General features: G+C 52.4%; 15 protein-coding genes. 5 read left to right on the top strand and 10 right to left on the bottom strand.

Annotated features, from left to right (window positions below):
- Positions 1 to 75 precede the first annotated feature (75 nt).
- A complete protein-coding gene (locus tag V9K92_RS11170) occupies positions 76 to 807 on the bottom strand; it encodes a hypothetical protein (RefSeq protein WP_115051576.1) in 732 nt (243 codons plus the stop codon).
- 203 nt (positions 808 to 1,010) lie between these two features.
- Here V9K92_RS11170 and V9K92_RS11165 point away from each other — a divergent pair, with 203 nt between their 5' ends.
- Positions 1,011 to 3,185, top strand: coding sequence for a transglycosylase domain-containing protein (locus tag V9K92_RS11165; protein WP_337354009.1), 2,175 nt, complete (start codon positions 1,011 to 1,013; stop codon positions 3,183 to 3,185).
- A 29-nt stretch (positions 3,186 to 3,214) separates the two neighbouring features.
- Here V9K92_RS11165 and glpK read toward each other — a convergent pair whose 3' ends face one another.
- Complete coding sequence (gene glpK, locus V9K92_RS11160; RefSeq protein ID WP_337354008.1) at positions 3,215 to 4,705, bottom strand: glycerol kinase GlpK; 1,491 nt, start codon at positions 4,703 to 4,705, stop codon at positions 3,215 to 3,217.
- Between the two features lie 122 nt (positions 4,706 to 4,827).
- On the opposite strand from glpK, the gene V9K92_RS11155 reads away from it, so the two are divergent.
- A complete protein-coding gene (locus tag V9K92_RS11155) occupies positions 4,828 to 5,577 on the top strand; it encodes an SDR family NAD(P)-dependent oxidoreductase (protein ID WP_115051552.1) in 750 nt (249 codons plus the stop codon).
- 67 nt (positions 5,578 to 5,644) lie between these two features.
- Here the strand turns inward: V9K92_RS11155 and xylA are convergent, their stop codons facing one another.
- The 3 genes from xylA to V9K92_RS11140 are packed head-to-tail and all read right to left on the bottom strand — an operon-like array spanning position 5,645 to position 9,663.
- A complete protein-coding gene (gene xylA, locus V9K92_RS11150) occupies positions 5,645 to 6,955 on the bottom strand; it encodes a xylose isomerase (protein ID WP_337354007.1) in 1,311 nt (436 codons plus the stop codon).
- Positions 6,952 to 8,406: a xylulokinase gene (gene xylB, locus V9K92_RS11145; RefSeq protein WP_337354006.1), complete on the bottom strand. Its 1,455-nt coding sequence runs from the start codon at positions 8,404 to 8,406 to the stop codon at positions 6,952 to 6,954. Before xylB ends, xylA begins: the two co-directional genes overlap by 4 nt.
- 15 nt (positions 8,407 to 8,421) lie before the next feature.
- Entirely contained in the window at positions 8,422 to 9,663 is a 1,242-nt protein-coding gene (locus tag V9K92_RS11140; protein ID WP_337354005.1) for an ROK family transcriptional regulator, read from the bottom strand.
- A gap of 207 nt (positions 9,664 to 9,870) precedes the next feature.
- Between V9K92_RS11140 and xylF the strand changes: the two genes are divergently transcribed.
- The 3 genes from xylF (at position 9,871) to V9K92_RS11125 (ending at position 13,097) form a co-directional block, all read left to right on the top strand.
- Positions 9,871 to 10,914, top strand: coding sequence for a D-xylose ABC transporter substrate-binding protein (xylF, locus tag V9K92_RS11135; RefSeq protein ID WP_115051549.1), 1,044 nt, complete (start codon positions 9,871 to 9,873; stop codon positions 10,912 to 10,914).
- An 81-nt stretch (positions 10,915 to 10,995) separates the two neighbouring features.
- On the top strand, positions 10,996 to 12,303 hold the full coding sequence (locus V9K92_RS11130; RefSeq protein WP_336442303.1) for a sugar ABC transporter permease: 1,308 nt from the start codon (positions 10,996 to 10,998) through the stop codon (positions 12,301 to 12,303).
- A gap of 14 nt (positions 12,304 to 12,317) precedes the next feature.
- Positions 12,318 to 13,097, top strand: a complete 780-nt coding sequence (locus V9K92_RS11125) for an ATP-binding cassette domain-containing protein (protein WP_115051547.1) — start codon at positions 12,318 to 12,320, stop codon at positions 13,095 to 13,097.
- 41 nt (positions 13,098 to 13,138) lie between these two features.
- On the opposite strand, the gene V9K92_RS11120 is transcribed toward V9K92_RS11125, so the two are convergent.
- The 5 genes from V9K92_RS11120 to murJ all read right to left on the bottom strand — a co-directional run bounded on the left by V9K92_RS11120 (position 13,139) and on the right by murJ (position 17,496).
- Positions 13,139 to 13,717, bottom strand: a complete 579-nt coding sequence (locus V9K92_RS11120) for a NifU family protein (RefSeq protein WP_115051546.1) — start codon at positions 13,715 to 13,717, stop codon at positions 13,139 to 13,141.
- A 99-nt stretch (positions 13,718 to 13,816) separates the two neighbouring features.
- On the bottom strand, positions 13,817 to 14,305 hold the full coding sequence (locus V9K92_RS11115; RefSeq protein ID WP_008127009.1) for a universal stress protein: 489 nt from the start codon (positions 14,303 to 14,305) through the stop codon (positions 13,817 to 13,819).
- A gap of 42 nt (positions 14,306 to 14,347) precedes the next feature.
- A complete protein-coding gene (trpS, locus tag V9K92_RS11110; protein ID WP_337354004.1) occupies positions 14,348 to 15,427 on the bottom strand; it encodes a tryptophan--tRNA ligase in 1,080 nt (359 codons plus the stop codon).
- 87 nt (positions 15,428 to 15,514) lie between these two features.
- On the bottom strand, positions 15,515 to 15,901 hold the full coding sequence (locus tag V9K92_RS11105; protein WP_337354003.1) for a VOC family protein: 387 nt from the start codon (positions 15,899 to 15,901) through the stop codon (positions 15,515 to 15,517).
- Positions 15,901 to 17,496 carry a murein biosynthesis integral membrane protein MurJ gene (gene murJ, locus V9K92_RS11100; protein ID WP_337354002.1) on the bottom strand — a complete coding sequence of 532 codons (1,596 nt, stop codon included), beginning with the start codon at positions 17,494 to 17,496 and terminating at the stop codon, positions 15,901 to 15,903. The genes V9K92_RS11105 and murJ overlap by 1 nt, the downstream gene beginning before the upstream one ends.
- Position 17,497: the final 1 nt, after the last annotated feature.

Here is a 17,497-nt window from a genome sequence, read left to right as displayed (position 1 = left end):
CGGTGAGCCCTTGTCGGGAAATGCCAAATTCGTTTCTGACAATGTAAAAAGCGTGTCCGATTGCGGTATTGAGTTTTATGTCAGCACGTAAAGACCATGTGCGTATGCGCCCACCAATACCAACATAAAAATGCTTATAATCAAGGCATTAATTCCATTCTTATGCTCACTGTGGCGAGAATGCTGGTAACACAGGCCCGCCGCTGTAACCATTAATGCAAGATAGCTTGCGCTTTCCGCAATCTCTTCTTTTATCTGCATGGAAACTGTGCCGTGCTGTGAATCACAATAGGCACCAATAAGAAGAAAAATTGCCGCGACGTAGAATGGCCAAGCAGATTTGCTGAAAACAAATCGCGCAATTTCGCCAACTGTCCGCCAGCGAAAGGCCAGATAAACACATGCCACCGCAATTATTATAATAGCTTCGTGAATACGGAATACTTTGCTGTTCATATAGGTCGTTATTGGACCCACGCGATCAACCTCAAGCTCACGCAGGAAAAAAACGATACAAAGCACAGCCATGCCAATGGAAAACATTCGGCCAGCTTTATGCTGGAGCAGGCCTGCGATGAAGAACAGGGCAGTTGCACCGGCGATATATGCCAGCTGGAAAGTTTCAATCGCACCCGACTCATCCAGCGAAACAGAGACGTCCAGCGGGTCGATTGAAAACGCGAAATAACCGATGTTGATAACGAGTGCAGCCAGTAAAAGCAGTGCGAAACCCGTTGTGAACTTTGCCTGTTCCATGTCACGGACCTTATAAGACAGCGAAGCGCCGAGACCTAAAGGAAGCTGCACACTATCGCAACCCTTTAGTGTATTAGTTGCAAAAACTGCAACTGCACACGATAGAGCTGCTTTGGCTGGCCTGTCTTCGCGCCGCTGTTTTGTTAAACGAATTTAACTTCACTGGTCCTTAACCGCACCTTAAATCGCCGCATTTACTCTGCAACGCGTGGCTATCACTCCAGATGGGTACAACGGCGCGGAATTTATCATCAATGGCACCACGCGATAAAGGCAGGCAACGCATCGAACCCGGCTTTGGCTCCGGTCGGGATTCGAGCGATGACATGCGTGCAGATCCGGAGGATAGGCCCGTGGCAAAACGCAAATCGGCAGTGCGCAAAGTCTCAAAGTCAAAGCGTAGCAGCTCACGCCGCGGCAAAAACGGCATTGGATTTATTGGGTTGGTGCGCCGTGCAGTTTATTGGTCGTTTGTTTTATGCATTTGGGGTGGAATCGCTCTGACAGGCACGGTTCTCTATTTCGCCGCCAAGATGCCCCAGACGACGACATGGACCATTCCTGACCGTGCACCCAACGTCAGGATAGTTTCCGTGGAAGGCGAATTGATCGCCAATCGTGGCGCTTCGGGCGGAGAGGCAATCGGGCTGCATGATATGTCGCCCTATATACCTGAGGCGGTTATTGCTATTGAAGATCGCCGGTTCTATTCGCATTTTGGCGTCGATCCTATTGGCTTTGCCCGGGCGATAGTAACCAATGTGATTTCGGGTCGCTTGGTACAGGGGGGCTCGACGATCACCCAGCAGTTGGCCAAGAATCTTTTCCTGACACCTGATCGCACCCTTGAACGCAAGGTTCAGGAGGTATTGCTGGCGCTGTGGCTGGAGCAGAAATATACCAAGACACAAATCCTGGAGATGTATCTTAATCGGGTCTATCTGGGGTCTGGCTCTTATGGTGTGGCCGCTGCATCGCACCGGTACTTCAACAAATCAGCCAAAGAAGTGACCTTGCCAGAAGCTGCGCTGCTTGCGGGTCTGCTCAAGGCTCCTTCGCGTTTGTCACCCGCACGTGATCCAAAAGCTGCGCGCGAACGTTCGCAATTGGTGCTTGCTGCAATGCGTGAGCAAGGCATGATCGGCGTTGACGAATTGGATGTGGCGATGAAGCAGCCTACAGCACGCGCCGCTTCCTATTGGTCAGGATCAGAACAGTATGTTGCTGACCGCGTCATGGAGGAGTTGCCAAATCTAATCGGCGACGTATCGAATGATATTGTGGTTGATACCACTGTGGATCTTGGCTTGCAGAAGTTGGGAGAAGCATCGATCCGCGATCTCATCAGTAAAAACGGTGAGAAGTTGAATGTTTCGCAAGGCGCGCTGGTCTCAGTTGATGGAACAGGCGCCGTGCGCGCTCTCGTAGGCGGGTATGATTACGCCAACAGTCAGTTTGACCGGGCCAGCGAGGCAAAGCGCCAGCCGGGATCGGCCTTCAAGCCTTTCGTTTATCTTTCTGCTTTGGAAAAGGGACTTACGCCGGAATCTATTCGCAATGATGCGCCAATCCGCATCGGCAAATGGACACCAGGAAATTACAATGGAAAATATTTTGGCAAAGTAACATTGGCTGAAGCACTGGCCCGCTCGCTCAATTCCGTATCTGCGCAACTTGTCATGGAAGTGGGACCTGCAACCGTTGTCTCAACGGCTCATCGTCTTGGCATCGATTCCAGCCTTACGTCGAATGCTTCGCTGGCCCTCGGCACATCTGAAGTAACTTTGCTGGAACTGACAGATTCCTTTGTCCCATTTGCCAATGGAGGCTACAAGGCGCCTGTCCACATTATTCGCCGTGTCACCACGAATAGCGGTAAGCTGCTTTTTGAGTATAAGGGGCCGACACCGGACCGTGTTGTAAGCCCGCGCAATCTCAGCATGATGAACGCCATGTTGAGCCAGACTATCGAGACTGGCACGGCAACCAAGGCAAGATTTGGCTGGCCGGCAGCTGGCAAGACCGGAACCAGCCAGAACTTCCGTGATGCCTGGTTTATTGGCTATACGTCCAATCTGACGACAGGCGTGTGGTTCGGCAACGATAACGGCAAGCCAACGAAGAAGATCACCGGCGGATCGTTACCGGCAATCGCTTGGAAAGATTTCATGGTGGCAGCCCATAAGGGCGTTCCCATCGCACCGCTTCCCGGAGATTATCGCCTCGATAAATTGATCGAAGAGGGCAATGATATTTTGCCTGATTCGGGTGTTGATCCTTCAGCTCCATCAGCACAACTCGACCCCGGCACGCAGGTTGGACTTGGCGACCAGACTGGATCTACGAGACCTATTCCACCGGGAGACGTGGGTCAAAACGGTCAGGCAGGTCACAAGACAACGCTGTTCGATCTCATCATGGGAAATTGAACGAGCGATACCAAGCGTCTTGCCAGGAACTAACTTGTCAGGGTTCTTTTCACGGCGATCTTCCATCCGGCAATCTTGGCCTTGCGGGTCTTCTCATCCATTTTCGGTATAAAGCGCGTGTCTCTTTCCCATGTTTTGGAGAATTCGCGGCGGTTTGGCCATATGCCCGCCTTGGAGCCGGCAAGCCATGCTGCGCCAAGTGCCGTTGTTTCGAGAATGGTTGGTCGATCCACGGGCGCATCAAGAATATCGGCAAGGCGCTGCATGGTCCAGTCCGAGGCGACCATCCCGCCATCGACGCGCAGCACGGTCTTGGTGTCAGAAGTCTTCCAATCCTTTCGCATGGCGTCAAGGAGATCGCGCGTTTGATAGGCCACAGATTCCAGCGCGGCTCTTGCAAATTCCGCAGGGCCAGAGTTTCGGGTCAGTCCATATATCGCGCCACGTGCTTCTGCGTCCCAATGGGGTGCCCCTAGCCCTACGAAGGCGGGAACGAGATAAACATCTTGGCTCGGGTCTGCCTGATCAGCGAGCTTACCGGTTTCGGGCGCGGATCCAATGATTTTCAACCCGTCCCGCAGCCATTGCACCGCCGCACCTGCAATGAAAATCGAACCCTCCAGCGCATAGGTCGTTTTGCCGTTGAGACGATAAGCGATGGTTGTCAGGAGCCGGTTTTTGGAGATCACCATATCGCTGCCGGTATTGAGCAAGGCAAAACAGCCCGTACCATAAGTGGATTTGAACATTCCCGGTTCAAAACAAGCTTGGCCAATGGTCGCTGCATGTTGATCACCGGCAACACCGAGAATTGGAATTGTTGCGCCAAATAAAGACGCTTCCGCCGAGCCGAAATTTGCCGCGCAGTCTTTAACCTCCGGCAACATTGCACGAGGAACACGGAGAATTTCGAGCAGTTCGTCATCCCACTCATTGGTAGCAATGTTAAAAAGCAGCGTGCGTGAGGCATTGGTGGCATCTGTCGCGTGAACCTTGCCGCCAGTCAGTCGCCAAATCAAAAAACTGTCGATTGTACCGAAAAGCAGTTCGCCATTGGCTGCGCGCTTGCGGGCACCGGGCACTTTATCCAAAATCCAGGAAAGCTTGGTGCCAGAAAAATAGGGATCGAGCAGCAAGCCCGTTTTCCGGGTGAATTTCTTTTCCAGCCCTTGCTTCTTCAGCTTTTGGCAAAGGGAAGCGGTTCGGCGATCCTGCCAAACTATGGCGTTGTGTATCGGTTTGCCCGTTGCCTTTTCCCAGACGATCACCGTTTCGCGCTGATTGGTAATGCCGATTGCCGCAACGTCGCCCGCTTGGATTTTTGCATTCTCGATAGCAACTTCACAAGTTGCCAGAACGGATTGCCAGATTTCATCAGGATCGTGCTCAACCCAGCCAGACTGCGGATATATTTGCGTGAATTCTTGTTGGCTTTTGCCGACAACCTTCCGGCTCTTATCAAAAATGATTGCGCGGCTTGATGTCGTGCCCTGGTCGATGGCCAATACATATCCGTTCATGCTTCCTCCCGCGTTTTGAACGACGTTATTGATTTCGTTCAACGGGATCAATAACGCCGCGAATGTTATGCCTCGATATTCAACTGCTGATCGGGTATGGAGTCTCCAACGGAGAATTTCTCATGAGTGAAAAAGAGCCTCGCAAGGTCCTCGTACTGACCGGCGCAAGCCGCGGTATTGGCCACGCAACTGTTAAGCGTTTTTCGCGTGCAGGTTGGCGCGTCATCACCTGCTCTCGCCAGAGTTTCGATGACAACTGCCCTTGGCCTGCTGGTCCAGACGATCATATCAAGGTCGATCTTGCTGATCCTGCTGATGTAGATCATGCGGTGTCAGAGATCAGGCAGCGGCTTAAGGTCGAAGGCGGGATGCTTAACGCCCTTGTCAACAATGCGGGTATTTCACCAAAGAATGGCTCGGGTAATCGTCTCGATTCCATTGAAACGCCAATGCAGACCTGGATGAGCGTGTTCCAGGTAAATTTCTTTGCCCCAATCATGCTGGCGCGTGGCCTGTTCAATGAGTTGGCCACTGCAAAAGGTTCTGTGGTGAACGTGACATCAATTGCCGGCAGTCGCGTACATCCATTTGCAGGTACAGCCTATGCTACATCCAAGGCAGCTTTGGCGTCATTGACCCGCGAAATGGCATCCGACTTCGGTCCCCACGGAATTCGAGTCAATGCCATCGCGCCTGGCGAGATCGATACGGCAATTCTCTCTCCCGGAACTGACAAGCTGGTAGAGCATTTGCCGCTTCGCAGGCTTGGCAAAACAGCCGAAGTTGCCGAAACGATCTTCTTCCTCTGTTCCGAGGCCTCATCTTATGTGACCGGCTCGGAAATACACATCAATGGTGGCCAACACGTTTGATTCTAAAGGATAAACAAGCTCTCATATGAGAGCTTGTTTATTAGACGTGGCTTTTATCTTTGGTGGTTTAAACGTAGCGATTGACTACATTTTCCAAATATTCCTGACGTCCGGAGCGCGGTTGCGGTTGCAGTCCTGAACCCTCAACTTTGTTCGCAATGTCCTCAAGCGAAAGCTTGCCCGAAAGCATTTGCTGGGCTTCCGGCTTTGACCAGCCAGCATAACGCTCATCGACAAACCCTGTCAGCACCTTGTCTTCGATCATCTTTGCTGCCGCCTTGAGGCCACGAGCGCAAGTGTCCATGCCGCCAATATGAGCAATCAACAAATCCTGCGGATCAAGTGACTGGCGGCGCAATTTCGAGTCGAAATTCGTGCCACCCGACGTAAATCCTCCTGCTTTGAGAATTTCAAAATATGCCAGCGCAACTTCCGGAACGTTGTTAGGGAACTGGTCTGTATCCCAGCCGGACTGATAGTCATTACGGTTCATATCGATTGAACCGAAGATGCCCAGAGCCGAGGCAGTCGCAAGTTCATGCTCAAAGGAATGGCCTGCAAGAATCGCATGACCCTGCTCCAGATTGACCTTCACTTCATTTTCAAGACCGAAGCGCTTGAGGAAGCCGTAAACAGTTGCCGCGTCATAATCGTACTGATGTTTGGTCGGCTCTTGTGGCTTCGGTTCAATAAGGATGGCGCCCTTGAAGCCAATCTTATGCTTATAATCGACGACGAGGCTCAGGAAACGACCCATCTGGTCGAGTTCGCGCTTCATATCGGTATTCAGCAGCGTTTCGTAGCCTTCGCGACCGCCCCAGAGAACGTAGTTTTCGCCCTTGAGCTTCTGCGTAACGTCGATGCAGGTTTTCACCGTTGCAGCGGCATAGGCGAAGACCTCTGGATCGGGATTGGTTGCGGCACCTGACATATAACGGCGGTTGGAAAAGAGGTTGGCTGTGCCCCAGAGAAGCTTTGTTCCTGTCTTCTCCATCTTCCCGGCAAAATAGTCCGCTATTCCATGGAGGCGCTTGTTGCTTTCTGCAAGTGTATCGCCTTCCGGGCGCACATCGGCATCGTGGAAACAGAAATAAGGTGCGCCCAGAATCGAGAACATTTCGAAGGCAACATCTGCTTTCAGTTTTGCTCCTTCCATGGTCTCATTAAACCAGGGGCGCTCGAATGTCTGCCCACCAAACGGATCGCCGCCCGGCCAGACAAAGGAGTGCCAATAGGCAACGGCAAAACGCAAATGGTCTTCAAGGCGTTTCCCCAAAATCACTTCATCCGCATTGTAGAAGCGGTAGGCTAGCGGATTTGTGCTGTCCGGCCCCTCATATTTGACTGGTTTGGTGTCGCCGAAAAATCCGCTGTTCATGACTGAACTCCTTTTAATGCTGGATATAGATTATGATAACGATGATAGGCCGCATCAAATTGAGCGGTCAGTTTTGTTTCTGGCTCGATTGTCGCGGCGGTTGAAGGCGCGACGCATATTTCACGTGGGTTAACTTGCTCGGCGGCGATCAATCCGAGACGCGCTGCCCCGAAAGCTGCGCCGAAATCGCCGTCTGCTGGCACGTCAACTGGGATATTGAGCGCCGTCGCTATGGTTTTCAACCAATAGGTTGAGCGCGAGCCGCCGCCGACAGCCGTAACGCGTTCAAGCTGTGTGCCCGCCGCCGCCAATGCACGCGAACAGTCGCGAAATGCGAAGGCCACACCTTCCAGAACGGCTTGTGTCAATACTGCGCGGTCACTTGCGTGCTCCAACCCATAAAACGACCCGCGAATAGAGGAGTCGTTAAGCGGAGTGCGCTCGCCGGAAAGATAGGGAAGGAACGTGACGCCTGATGGTTCCCGTAAATCTGGCCCAAGCTCGTTTGTGAGCTCAGCTGCATTGCGCGAGGTTATCCCGGCATACCAGTTCAACGCGTCGGTAGCCGACAGAATTACCCCCATCTGATGCCATGTATTCGGCAATGCATGGCAAAACGTATGCACGGCACTTTCCGGATTGGGCAAATAGGCATTGTTTGCGGCAAAAAGCACACCGGACGTGCCTAGAGAAATGAAAGCGTGACCCTCGCCAACAGTTCCCATGCCACATGCGGATGCTGCATTGTCGCCGGCTCCACCAGCAACAACGACGTTACTTTTCATTCCCCAACGCGAAGCAATATCGGATTTTAATGTGCCGGAGACATCTGTGCCTTCCACCAGCGACGGCATATGATCAAGACTTAATTCTGTGGCGGCCAAAAGTTCTTGCGACCAAGCGCGCTTACCAACGTCCAACCAGGATGTGCCCGCAGCGTCCGACATTTCCGAGACGTACTCGCCCGTCAACCAAAGGCGCAAATAGTCTTTTGGTAAAAGAATATGGCGGGTTTTACTGAAGATATCTGGCTCATTGTTTCTAACCCAGTCCACTTTTGGCGCCGTAAAGCCGGGGAAAACAATATTGCCCGTGAGCGCCCTGAATCTCGGATCTGCATCAAGCGTGCTTGCTTCTTTATGGCTTCGTGTATCGTTCCAAAGCATACATGGGCGTAACACCTGATCATTGGCGTCGAGTAGCGTTGCGCCGTGCATTTGACCCGAAAGACCGATGCCCTTTACGGCAGCAAGTTCCTTGCCATGACTGGCACGCAGTTCCTGTACAGCGTGTTCTGTTGCTCTGATCCAGTGCTCAGGGTCTTGCTCCGACCAGCCGGAGTGGGGCCGCGTGACTTCCAGCGATCCATTGCCGGAAGCTATGATCCGCTGTTCATCGTCAATCAATAACGCCTTGACACCTGATGTGCCGAGATCGAGACCGAGATACATAAGATTTCTCCTGAACTATGCTGAAATTGCCCGTTTGACCGGGGCATCTCCGGGGGCAAAAATGTGCGTATCGAGATGAAGCAGGGATGTCATCATGCATCCTTGTAAAATAAGCGGGTGTTCATCAGGATAGCAGCGAATATTGAGGTCCTCTGTCGCGCCCCAGCCGGATGTTCCCGAAATGATGGCGCGCAAATCCTTTTCAAGAAGATCGAAAACACCTGCGCCCGGGCCAACCAGCGCAACGGGAACGGGGTCAATCAGCGAAAAAAGGCTGCGTAGTCCTGAACCGATTGCCTGTCCTGCTTTGGCGAAGGCCGCACGTTCCGGACCATCCTTTGCCCGTGCAATGTCGGCAACCTTGTTGAAACTTGTGGCGTCGACGCCCTGTATAGGTTGTGTTTTTTCATCTTCATCAGCGATGTTTCTCAAGATGGCGTAGTCGCTGGCATAGGCTTCGATACATCCGTGCCGCCCGCACCGGCATAGCGCTCCGTTGGGTACATGCAACATATGCCCGAACTCGGATGCGGAGGAGTAGGCGCCGACAAAGGGCTTTCCCTTCAAGTAAAGGCCCATACCGATGCCGTGAGAAAGTAAAATAGCAGCAAAATCCTCGGTATAATTTTGAGGGTCAGTCCAGCGCAGAGCTTCCGCTATCATGTTGCAATCATTGGTAACGGCTACACCCACTCCATAGCGCTGCGAAAGAGCATTGCCGAATGCGATATTTGTGTCAGGCGTAATGGGAGACCAAAGCATCGCAGAGCTTGCAGCGTCTGTGACGCCCTGCACACCCATTGAGATGTGGAGCAGGGGGCCAGCATTCTTCGGGCTGTTTTCGATTAACTCATCGAGCATGGATGAGACAGTCGCGATCAACTCGCCGGTTGTCGCTTCTAAAGTGGGTAAATGACGAAACTGCTCCGCAGTGACTTGGCCAGTATAGTCGAACAGCACGACATGGATAAGGTTGAGCGCGAGTTCCACCGTAGCGACTGTTGCGATTTCAGGGTTTAAAGCCAAGGCTATTTGAGGTCGTCCCCGCTTCGTTTCAGCCGGGTCGCCGCCGCGGTTTTCGCCAATAATACCTTCGGCTATAAGGGCCGTAGTAATGGCTGAAACCGTCGATGGACTTAGCCCCGTATGGGCCACGATGTCGGTTCTGGATAAATGCTCATGCTGTCGTATGGACCCCAATATAAGCCGCCGATTCTGACGGCGGACATCGTCCGGTCGCGCAATCTCATCCAGCAACAAATGACTTCCTCCCGAAATCTTTTTTTGTGCGACGCAAAAAAGTTGTTGCAGTGCAATGACTTGCGTCTTCAAAAACCAAGTTGACACGGAATTAGTTTTAAGTCACTATTTTTTTCGAGCCTCGAAATAAAGAGGTTTAATTGCTGGGCGGAGGTGAAGCCAGCAATAAATAGTCAGCGTGCTAAAGGCACTGGGAGGGTTATCATGAAGAAATATGCGGCCGCATTGGCGGGGGCAACGATTCTAGCTGTCTCGTTTGCAGGACCTGTTTTGGCGAAGGACAAGATCATCGGTGTGTCTTGGTCGAACTTCCAGGAAGAGCGTTGGAAGACCGATGAAGCTGCCATCAAGAAGGCTCTCGAGGCAAATGGTGACAAGTACATTTCTGCCGATGCGCAGTCGTCTGCGGCAAAACAGTTAACCGACGTAGAAAGCCTGATTTCGCAGGGCGCCAATGCCTTGATCATCTTGGCACAGGATTCCAGCGCAATTGGTCCAGCGGTAGAAAAAGCTGTCGCTGAAGGCATTCCTGTTGTGGGTTATGACCGTTTGATTGAAAATAAAGATGCGTTCTATGTCACGTTCGACAACAAGGAAGTTGGACGCATGCAGGCTCGCGGCGTATTGGCTGTAAAGCCAGAAGGTAACTATGCCTTCATCAAGGGCAGCTCGGCCGATCCTAATGCTGACTTCCTCTTCGCCGGCGCACAGGAAGTACTCAAAGATGCTATCGATTCCGGTAAGATCAAGAATGTCGGTGAGGCTTATACAGATGGCTGGTTGCCGGCCAACGCGCAGAAGAACATGGAGCAGTTTCTCACTGCCAACGACAACAAGATTGACGCTGTTGTTGCTGCCAATGACGGAACGGCTGGCGGTGCCATCGCGGCGCTCCAGGCTCAGGGTCTAGCCGGATCCGTGCCGGTTTCAGGTCAGGATGCCGATTTCGCTGCGCTTAATCGTGTCGCTCTAGGCACGCAGACAGTGACAATCTGGAAAGACTCGCGTGAACTTGGCAAAGAAGCTGCAGACATCGCGGCGGCATTGGCTGATGGCAAAAAGATGGAAGAAATTCCAAACGTCCAGAAGTTTGCTGGCGGGGCCAACAAGGTTGAGGTCAATGCAGTGTTTCTGACACCAGTTCCGGTTACCAAGGACAATCTGGGTGTTGTCATTGACGCCGGCTGGGTCACGAAAGACGTCGTATGCCAAGGCGTAAAAGCCGATGCAGTGGCAGCTTGCAAATAGTTTGATCAAGATATCCTGAAATTTGACGCCGCTGATCCTCCGGATCGGCGGCGTTCAAACAAGATAACTGGGAGAAATTTCATGAGTGATCCGGCTATTAGCCTTGACCGCGCTCGCGCTTCTGAACTGAGTGTTGTTGCCCGCTTCTTCAAAGCGACGGAACTAGATACGCGGCTCCTCGGTATGATAGGGGCGCTGGTGATCATCTGGGTGGCTTTCCAGTTCCTGTCTGGTGGCCAGTTTCTGACCCCGCGAAATCTCTGGAACCTTTCCGTGCAAACTTCGTCGGTGGCTGTCATGGCAACTGGCATGGTTCTCATCATTGTTACGCGGAATATTGATCTGTCAGTCGGCTCGGTATTGGGGTTTGTCGGCATGATCATGGGCGTTACGCAAGCAGAATTTCTACCCAAACTGCTGGGCTTTGAACACTCAGCAACTTGGCTGATAGTCCTTGCCATTGGTATTTTAACGGGTGCCATTATCGGCGCCGCTCAAGGTTTTATTATTGCATTTATGGGCGTCCCTGCATTCATCGTAACGCTCGGCGGGCTTCTGGTCTGGCGTGGTGCTGCGTGGTGGGTAACCTCTGGCAGAACCGTAGCGCCAATGGACTCCACTTTCCGCCTTATGGGCGGTGGGCCCGAGGGATCAATTGGCGCGATGTGGAGCTGGATTGTCGGCTTGGTCGCCTGTGTCGCTTTGGTCGTCATGATCATTAATAGCCGTCGTCAGCGGAAACGTTTCAATTTCCCGCGTCGCCCTGTGTGGGCGGAGATATTCATGGGCGTTGTCGCTTGTGGTTTGGTGCTGGGCGTTGTCGCAGTCGCAAACGCCTATTACTGGCCCATAGGCATTGTTCGTAAATATGCGGAAGCAAACAGCATTGTGATCCCGGAAGGTGGGCTGTTTATTTCCCATGGCATTGCTGTGCCAGTCCTTATCGCGGTGGCGACAGGCATCATCATGACCTTCGTGACAACACGCACGCGTTTTGGCCGTTACGTTTTTGCAATGGGGGGTAACCCGGAAGCAGCCGACCTTGCGGGTATCAATACGCGTTGGGTCACGATGAAAATCTTTATCATTATGGGAGTTCTCTGCGCGATAGCCGGCGCCATCTCGACGGCACGCCTGAACGCCGCCACCAACGCGCAAGGTACATTGGATGAATTGCTGACGATTGCAGCCGCTGTTATCGGTGGCACCTCATTGGCTGGCGGTGTGGGCACGATTGCCGGGGCAATGATCGGAGCGCTTTTAATGCAATCGCTTAGTTCCGGGATGGTCTTGTTGGGCCTCGACACTCCATTGCAGAATATCGTTGTTGGCCTGGTGCTCGTCATAGCAGTTTGGCTTGATACAATTTATCGCCGTCGGACCGCTTGAGGGAGGAGAAAACTATGACAAACAAACAAACCGCTCTCATCGATATGGAAAATATCTCAATTGCCTTCGGAGGTATCCGTGCAGTTGATGGCGCATCAATCGATCTTTTCCCGGGGGAAGTTGTTGCTCTCCTTGGGCATAATGGTGCCGGAAAATCGACATTGATCAAAATTCTATCCGGCGCTTACAAACGGGATAGCGGTACGATCAAAGTTAGTGGCGAAGAGGCCACGATCAACAATCCGCGCGACGCGAAAGCCTACGGCATTGAGACGATTTACCAGACCCTTGCACTGGCCGACAATGTGGATACGGCGGCCAATCTATATCTCGGGCGAGAACTGATGACGCCATGGGGTACGCTGGATGATGTTGCGATGGAACACAGTGCAAGAGAAGTGATGGGGCGTCTCAACCCGCGCTTTCAACGCTTTAAGGATCCGGTCAAGGCCCTATCAGGTGGTCAGCGTCAGTCTGTAGCAATTGCGAGAGCTATTCTCTTTAACGCGCGCATACTTATCATGGATGAGCCAACAGCAGCACTTGGCCCGCAGGAAACAGCGCAGGTCGGCGAGCTAATCAAGCAGCTAAAGAGCGAAGGGATAGGCATTTTCCTTATCAGCCACGATATTCATGACGTCTTCCATCTCGCGGATCGTGTCGCGGTGATGAAGAATGGTCAGGTCGTCGGAACCGCAAAGGTCGGCGATGTAAATGAGGATGAGGTGCTCGGCATGATCATCCTAGGCAAATGTCCACCCGGAGCAATTCCTGGACCCGGCGCCGTTAACTGATATAAAGAAGAAGCCCGCTTGCGCGGGCTTCGAGCTTTACATCAGATAGCTTCGACCTGTTGAACTTCCGGAACGAAGTGCTTCAGCAGGTTCTGGATACCGTGCTTGAGCGTTGCGGTGGAAGAGGGGCAGCCTGAGCATGCGCCTTTCATGTGGAGAAACACCGTGCCATTTTCGAAGCCGCGAAATGTAATATCGCCACCATCTTGAGCGACAGCGGGGCGAACCCGTGTTTCCAATAATTCCTTGATCGTATCAACGATCTCGGTGTCGGCACTGTCGAAGAACTCGCCTTCAGTTTCACGCTGAGCATTGTCAGCAATATCGGTCACATTCGCCATAACTGGAGCGCCGGACATGAAATGCTCCATGATGGCGCCGAGAATCGCTGGCTTCAAATGCTGCCATTCGGGCGCATCCGTTTTAGTCACAGTTACAAAATCATATCCGAAGAATACACCGGAAACGCCCCGAACTGCAAAGATCTTGGCAGCGAGAGGTGACGCGTCACCTGCGGTAGCTGCATCGCGAAAATCAGCGGTGCCTTCCTCAAGCACCACCTTTCCCGGCAAGAATTTCAATGTTGCTGGATTAGGCGTGGCTTCGGTCTGGATAAACATGGCGTATCTCGCGTCCTTAGTTTAGAACTATTCAAAAGGCATATAGGCCTTTAAACCATTCTCTTCAAGTCAAGATTATATCACGTTTTAAGAATGCCGTCAGGTAATAGCGTCCAGATCTTCGTCAGAGAGGTTATAGGGCACGACGGTCACGGGAATAGAGAAGGTTTCCCGACCTGCTAATGACTGAACGAGTGGCCCCGGGCCGTCCTTGCCGGAACCGGCAGCCAAAACTAGGATGGCAATATCCTGATCTTCTTCGATGAGTTTTTGGATCTCTTCTGAGGTTATCCCCTCTCGTACGGCAAGTTCAGACTCTATGCCAATACTTTCCCGAACGCTGGCGGCAAATTTGCTAAGCGTGGAATTTGCGGTTTCCTCAGCCTCGGCCCGCATGATTTGCTCAACTCCGAGAAACGCTTGAAAGTCCGCTGAGTCGATGACAAACAGGAGCAGCAAAACACCCCCAGTGGTCTTGGCACGGCGGGCTGCATAAGCAACCGCCCGCTCACATTCAGGGGTTTCATCAATAATGGCCAGGAATTTACGGCGATGGCCAGCTTCGCGGCTGAGACGTTTTGATACCATTTGTGCAACCTGCCTTAAGCGTCGATTGTCTGCAAGCCTTGTCTAGTCTTGAAGGAAGCCAACGATATCACGAACCTTATGCATCGTCTTTTCCGCAAGGACACTAGCCCGCTCGCCACCATCCTTGAGAATCTTGTCGACATAACCGGGGTCAGCGGAAATGCGGCGCATTTCATCAGCGATAGGCGAGAGCTTTTCAACAGCTAGCTCAGCTAGCGCTGGCTTGAAAATGGAAAATTGCTGTCCGCCGAAGTTGCGAAGTACGTTTTCCTTGTCGGTATCCGTCAAAGCGGCATAAATGCCGACCAGATTGTCCGCCTCGGGTCGGTCTTTCAAGCCATCGACTTCGGAAGGCAAAGGATCGGAGTCTGTCTTTGCCTTTCGGATCTTCTTGGAAATCGTATCAGCGTCGTCGATAAGATTGATTCGGGAAAGATCCGATGGGTCGGACTTCGACATTTTCTTGGTGCCGTCGCGTAAGCTCATAAGCCGTGCGGCAGGGCCGCCAATGACTGGTTCAGTCAATGGAAAGAAGCTTGATATGGTTTCGTCGCCTGACTGGGTCTCTATTCCAAGGCCAAGTTCAGAGATCCGGTCGGAAAAATCAGTGTTGAATTTTTGCGCGATGTCACGGGTCAGTTCGAGATGTTGCTTTTGATCCTCGCCAACCGGCACATGCGTAGCGCGATAGACGAGAATGTCAGCAGCCATCAGATTGGGGTAGACATATAGGCCAACGGACGCGTTTTCACGATCCTTGCCAGCCTTATCCTTGAATTGTGTCATGCGGTTCAGCCAGCCCATCCGGGCGATGCAGTTAAATATCCAAGCGAGTTCAGAATGCTGGCGAACACGGCTTTGATTGAAGACTATATGTTTCTTCGGATCGACTCCGGCAGCCAAAAAGGCAGCTGTAACCTCACGCGTGTTGCGCAAAAGCTCCGAAGGCCCGCCCCAGACAGAAATCGCCTGCGTTATGGCGTGCTGATCGACCACGCAATAGATGCAATTATTGTTTTCCTGCAAAGCGACCCAACGGCGGATTGCGCCGAGATAGTTGCCAAGGTGCAGATTTCCAGTTGGTTGAACACCGGAAAAAACGAGCGGTTCAAACGTGCTCATAAATCGTCCTTAATTCTTCTTCGGCCAAGGTGGATAGCCATGACGTGCGGTTCTGGCAGAGCAAAGCATGGGATTCAAGCCCTACCATCATTTGAGCTGCAACAGGTCCCATTTATTGCCGTAGAGATCCTCGAAAACAGCTACGCTGCCATAGGCTTCATGTCTTGGTTCTTCGAGAAATTTCACACCTGCACGCAGCATTTTCGCGTGATCGTTTGAAAAGTCATCCGTATAGAGAAACAGGGCAACACGGCCACCTGTCTGATTGCCTATCGCTTGCTGTTGTTGCGGGCCTTGAGCCCGAGCAAGAAGCAGCTTTGCGCCACCTCTTTCCGGTGAGACAACCACCCAGCGCTTTGTTTCCGATTGTTTAGTGTCGCTCTCAACGGAAAAACCCAGCACATTTGTGTACCAGGCAATCGCCTCATCATAGTTATCAACGACGAGTGTGATCAGTCCAATTCCGCGGGCCATTATGATGGATTCTCCGCTGGTGGTTCAGGTGCTTTTGCACGGCGCTTTACGTTGCGGCGGATCATGCCAAGACTTGCGCCGCCACTGCCAAAGGCCAATGCGAAATATATGACCATCGACATGAAGATGAGACCGAAAACGCCAGCTGCCTGAACATGGACAGGTGCTTGCGCGACGAGATAGGGCTCCGCCCATTTGATTGCATAGGACAATGCAAGCGCCATAATGGCAGCGGCAATGATCAATCGGGGTATACGGGTCAAAAGCGGGATGTCACGTCCCCAATGCCCTCGCCAGATAAGAGTAGCAAACAGAAGGATGGCGTTGACCCATCCAGCTGTCACTTCGGCGGTGGCAATGCCTGTCTCTGCCAAAATGGGAAAGAGTGTCAGCGCCATGGCTATATTGATGACCACCGAAACGGCCGCAAAGATCATAGGCGTCTTGGTATCTTCACGTGCGAAAAAGCCGGGTATGAACGCCTTGATCAGTACGAAGGCGGGTAGGCCAAGACCATATATCGCAAGAATATTCGCAACACGGCTTGTTGACTCAGCGGTAAATTCGCCGCGTTCGAGCAAGAGCCGAATAATCGGCTCGGACATGACCAGAAGCGCTGCGGCGGCTGGCAATGTAAGAAACAAGATGAACTCGACCGAGCGATTTTGGAGGTTGCCCGCTTCTTTCAAATTTCCAGAGCGAAGGGCGCGGGCAAGTTCTGGCAAGAGCACAGTTGCGACAGCGATACCTACAACGCCGAGTGGGAGTTGATAGACGCGATCAGCGTTTGCCAGTGACGTAATTGCGCCTTCCTTACCGGAAGCGATATTGGTGTTTATCAGCAGATTTATCTGCGTTATGCCACCTGTAATTGCTGCGGGTAGAGCCAAAACCAAAAGTCGTTTGACGTTTGCAGTCATGCGGGGGCGGCGAAAGCCAATCGATATTCCAGCTTTACGCACGGCAAACCAGACGATAGTCAATTGCACCAGCCCCGCAGCCATTACACCCCAGGAAAGGCCATAGCCAATTGCAATCCCGTCATGGCCGGCATACCAGGCATAGGCGAGCACGCCAATCAGAATGATATTCAGGAAAACCGGCGCTACTGCAGCGGCAAAATAACGGTGAAGGGAGTTCAGCATTCCCCCCATCATGGCTGCCAGCGACATGCATGCCAGATATGGAAACATGATGATCGCCATCGAAACCGTATTGCTGAACTTTTGCGGATCATCGACAAATCCCGGAGCAATCACGGTTCGCACGATGAGAGGCATGGACAGTTCCATGATAATGGTCAGAGCCATCAGAACGCTGAACAGAACGCCAAAGACTTCTTCAGAAAACCGCTTGGCCCCATCCATACCGTTGGCTTCAATTTCCTTTGCAAAAAGAGGCACAAAGGCTGCGTTGAATGCACCCTCCGCAAACAATCGGCGGAAGGTATTGGGAAATCGGAAGGCAGCATTGAACGCATCCGCAACCGGACCCGTTCCAAGAGCTGCGGCCATAAGCATTTCGCGGGTAAGACCGAAGACACGGCTCATCAATGTGCCGGACGCGACGGTCGCAAATTTCTTGACGAGGCTCATA

The organism is Phyllobacterium sp. CCNWLW109 (assembly GCF_037203905.1).
Lineage (GTDB): Bacteria > Pseudomonadota > Alphaproteobacteria > Rhizobiales > Rhizobiaceae > Phyllobacterium > Phyllobacterium ifriqiyense.
Note: the sequence above shows the minus strand (reverse complement) of the source record. Positions and strands in the feature narration are given on the sequence as shown.

Bases quoted from the DNA above. Each gene is read 5' to 3' on its own strand.
- V9K92_RS11120 (WP_115051546.1), bottom strand. From the start codon at position 13,717: ATGTTTATCCAGACCGAAGCCACGCCTAATCCAGCAACATTGAAATTC.
- glpK (WP_337354008.1), bottom strand. From the start codon at position 4,705: ATGAACGGATATGTATTGGCCATCGACCAGGGCACGACATCAAGCCGC.
- xylF (WP_115051549.1), top strand. From the start codon at position 9,871: ATGAAGAAATATGCGGCCGCATTGGCGGGGGCAACGATTCTAGCTGTC.
- xylB (WP_337354006.1), bottom strand. From the start codon at position 8,406: ATGTATCTCGGTCTCGATCTCGGCACATCAGGTGTCAAGGCGTTATTG.
- V9K92_RS11165 (WP_337354009.1), top strand. From the start codon at position 1,011: ATGGCACCACGCGATAAAGGCAGGCAACGCATCGAACCCGGCTTTGGC.
- xylA (WP_337354007.1), bottom strand. From the start codon at position 6,955: ATGAACAGCGGATTTTTCGGCGACACCAAACCAGTCAAATATGAGGGG.
- trpS (WP_337354004.1), bottom strand. From the start codon at position 15,427: ATGAGCACGTTTGAACCGCTCGTTTTTTCCGGTGTTCAACCAACTGGA.
- V9K92_RS11155 (WP_115051552.1), top strand. From the start codon at position 4,828: ATGAGTGAAAAAGAGCCTCGCAAGGTCCTCGTACTGACCGGCGCAAGC.
- V9K92_RS11125 (WP_115051547.1), top strand. From the start codon at position 12,318: ATGACAAACAAACAAACCGCTCTCATCGATATGGAAAATATCTCAATT.
- murJ (WP_337354002.1), bottom strand. From the start codon at position 17,496: ATGAGCCTCGTCAAGAAATTTGCGACCGTCGCGTCCGGCACATTGATG.
- V9K92_RS11115 (WP_008127009.1), bottom strand. From the start codon at position 14,305: ATGGTATCAAAACGTCTCAGCCGCGAAGCTGGCCATCGCCGTAAATTC.
- V9K92_RS11105 (WP_337354003.1), bottom strand. From the start codon at position 15,901: ATGGCCCGCGGAATTGGACTGATCACACTCGTCGTTGATAACTATGAT.
- V9K92_RS11130 (WP_336442303.1), top strand. From the start codon at position 10,996: ATGAGTGATCCGGCTATTAGCCTTGACCGCGCTCGCGCTTCTGAACTG.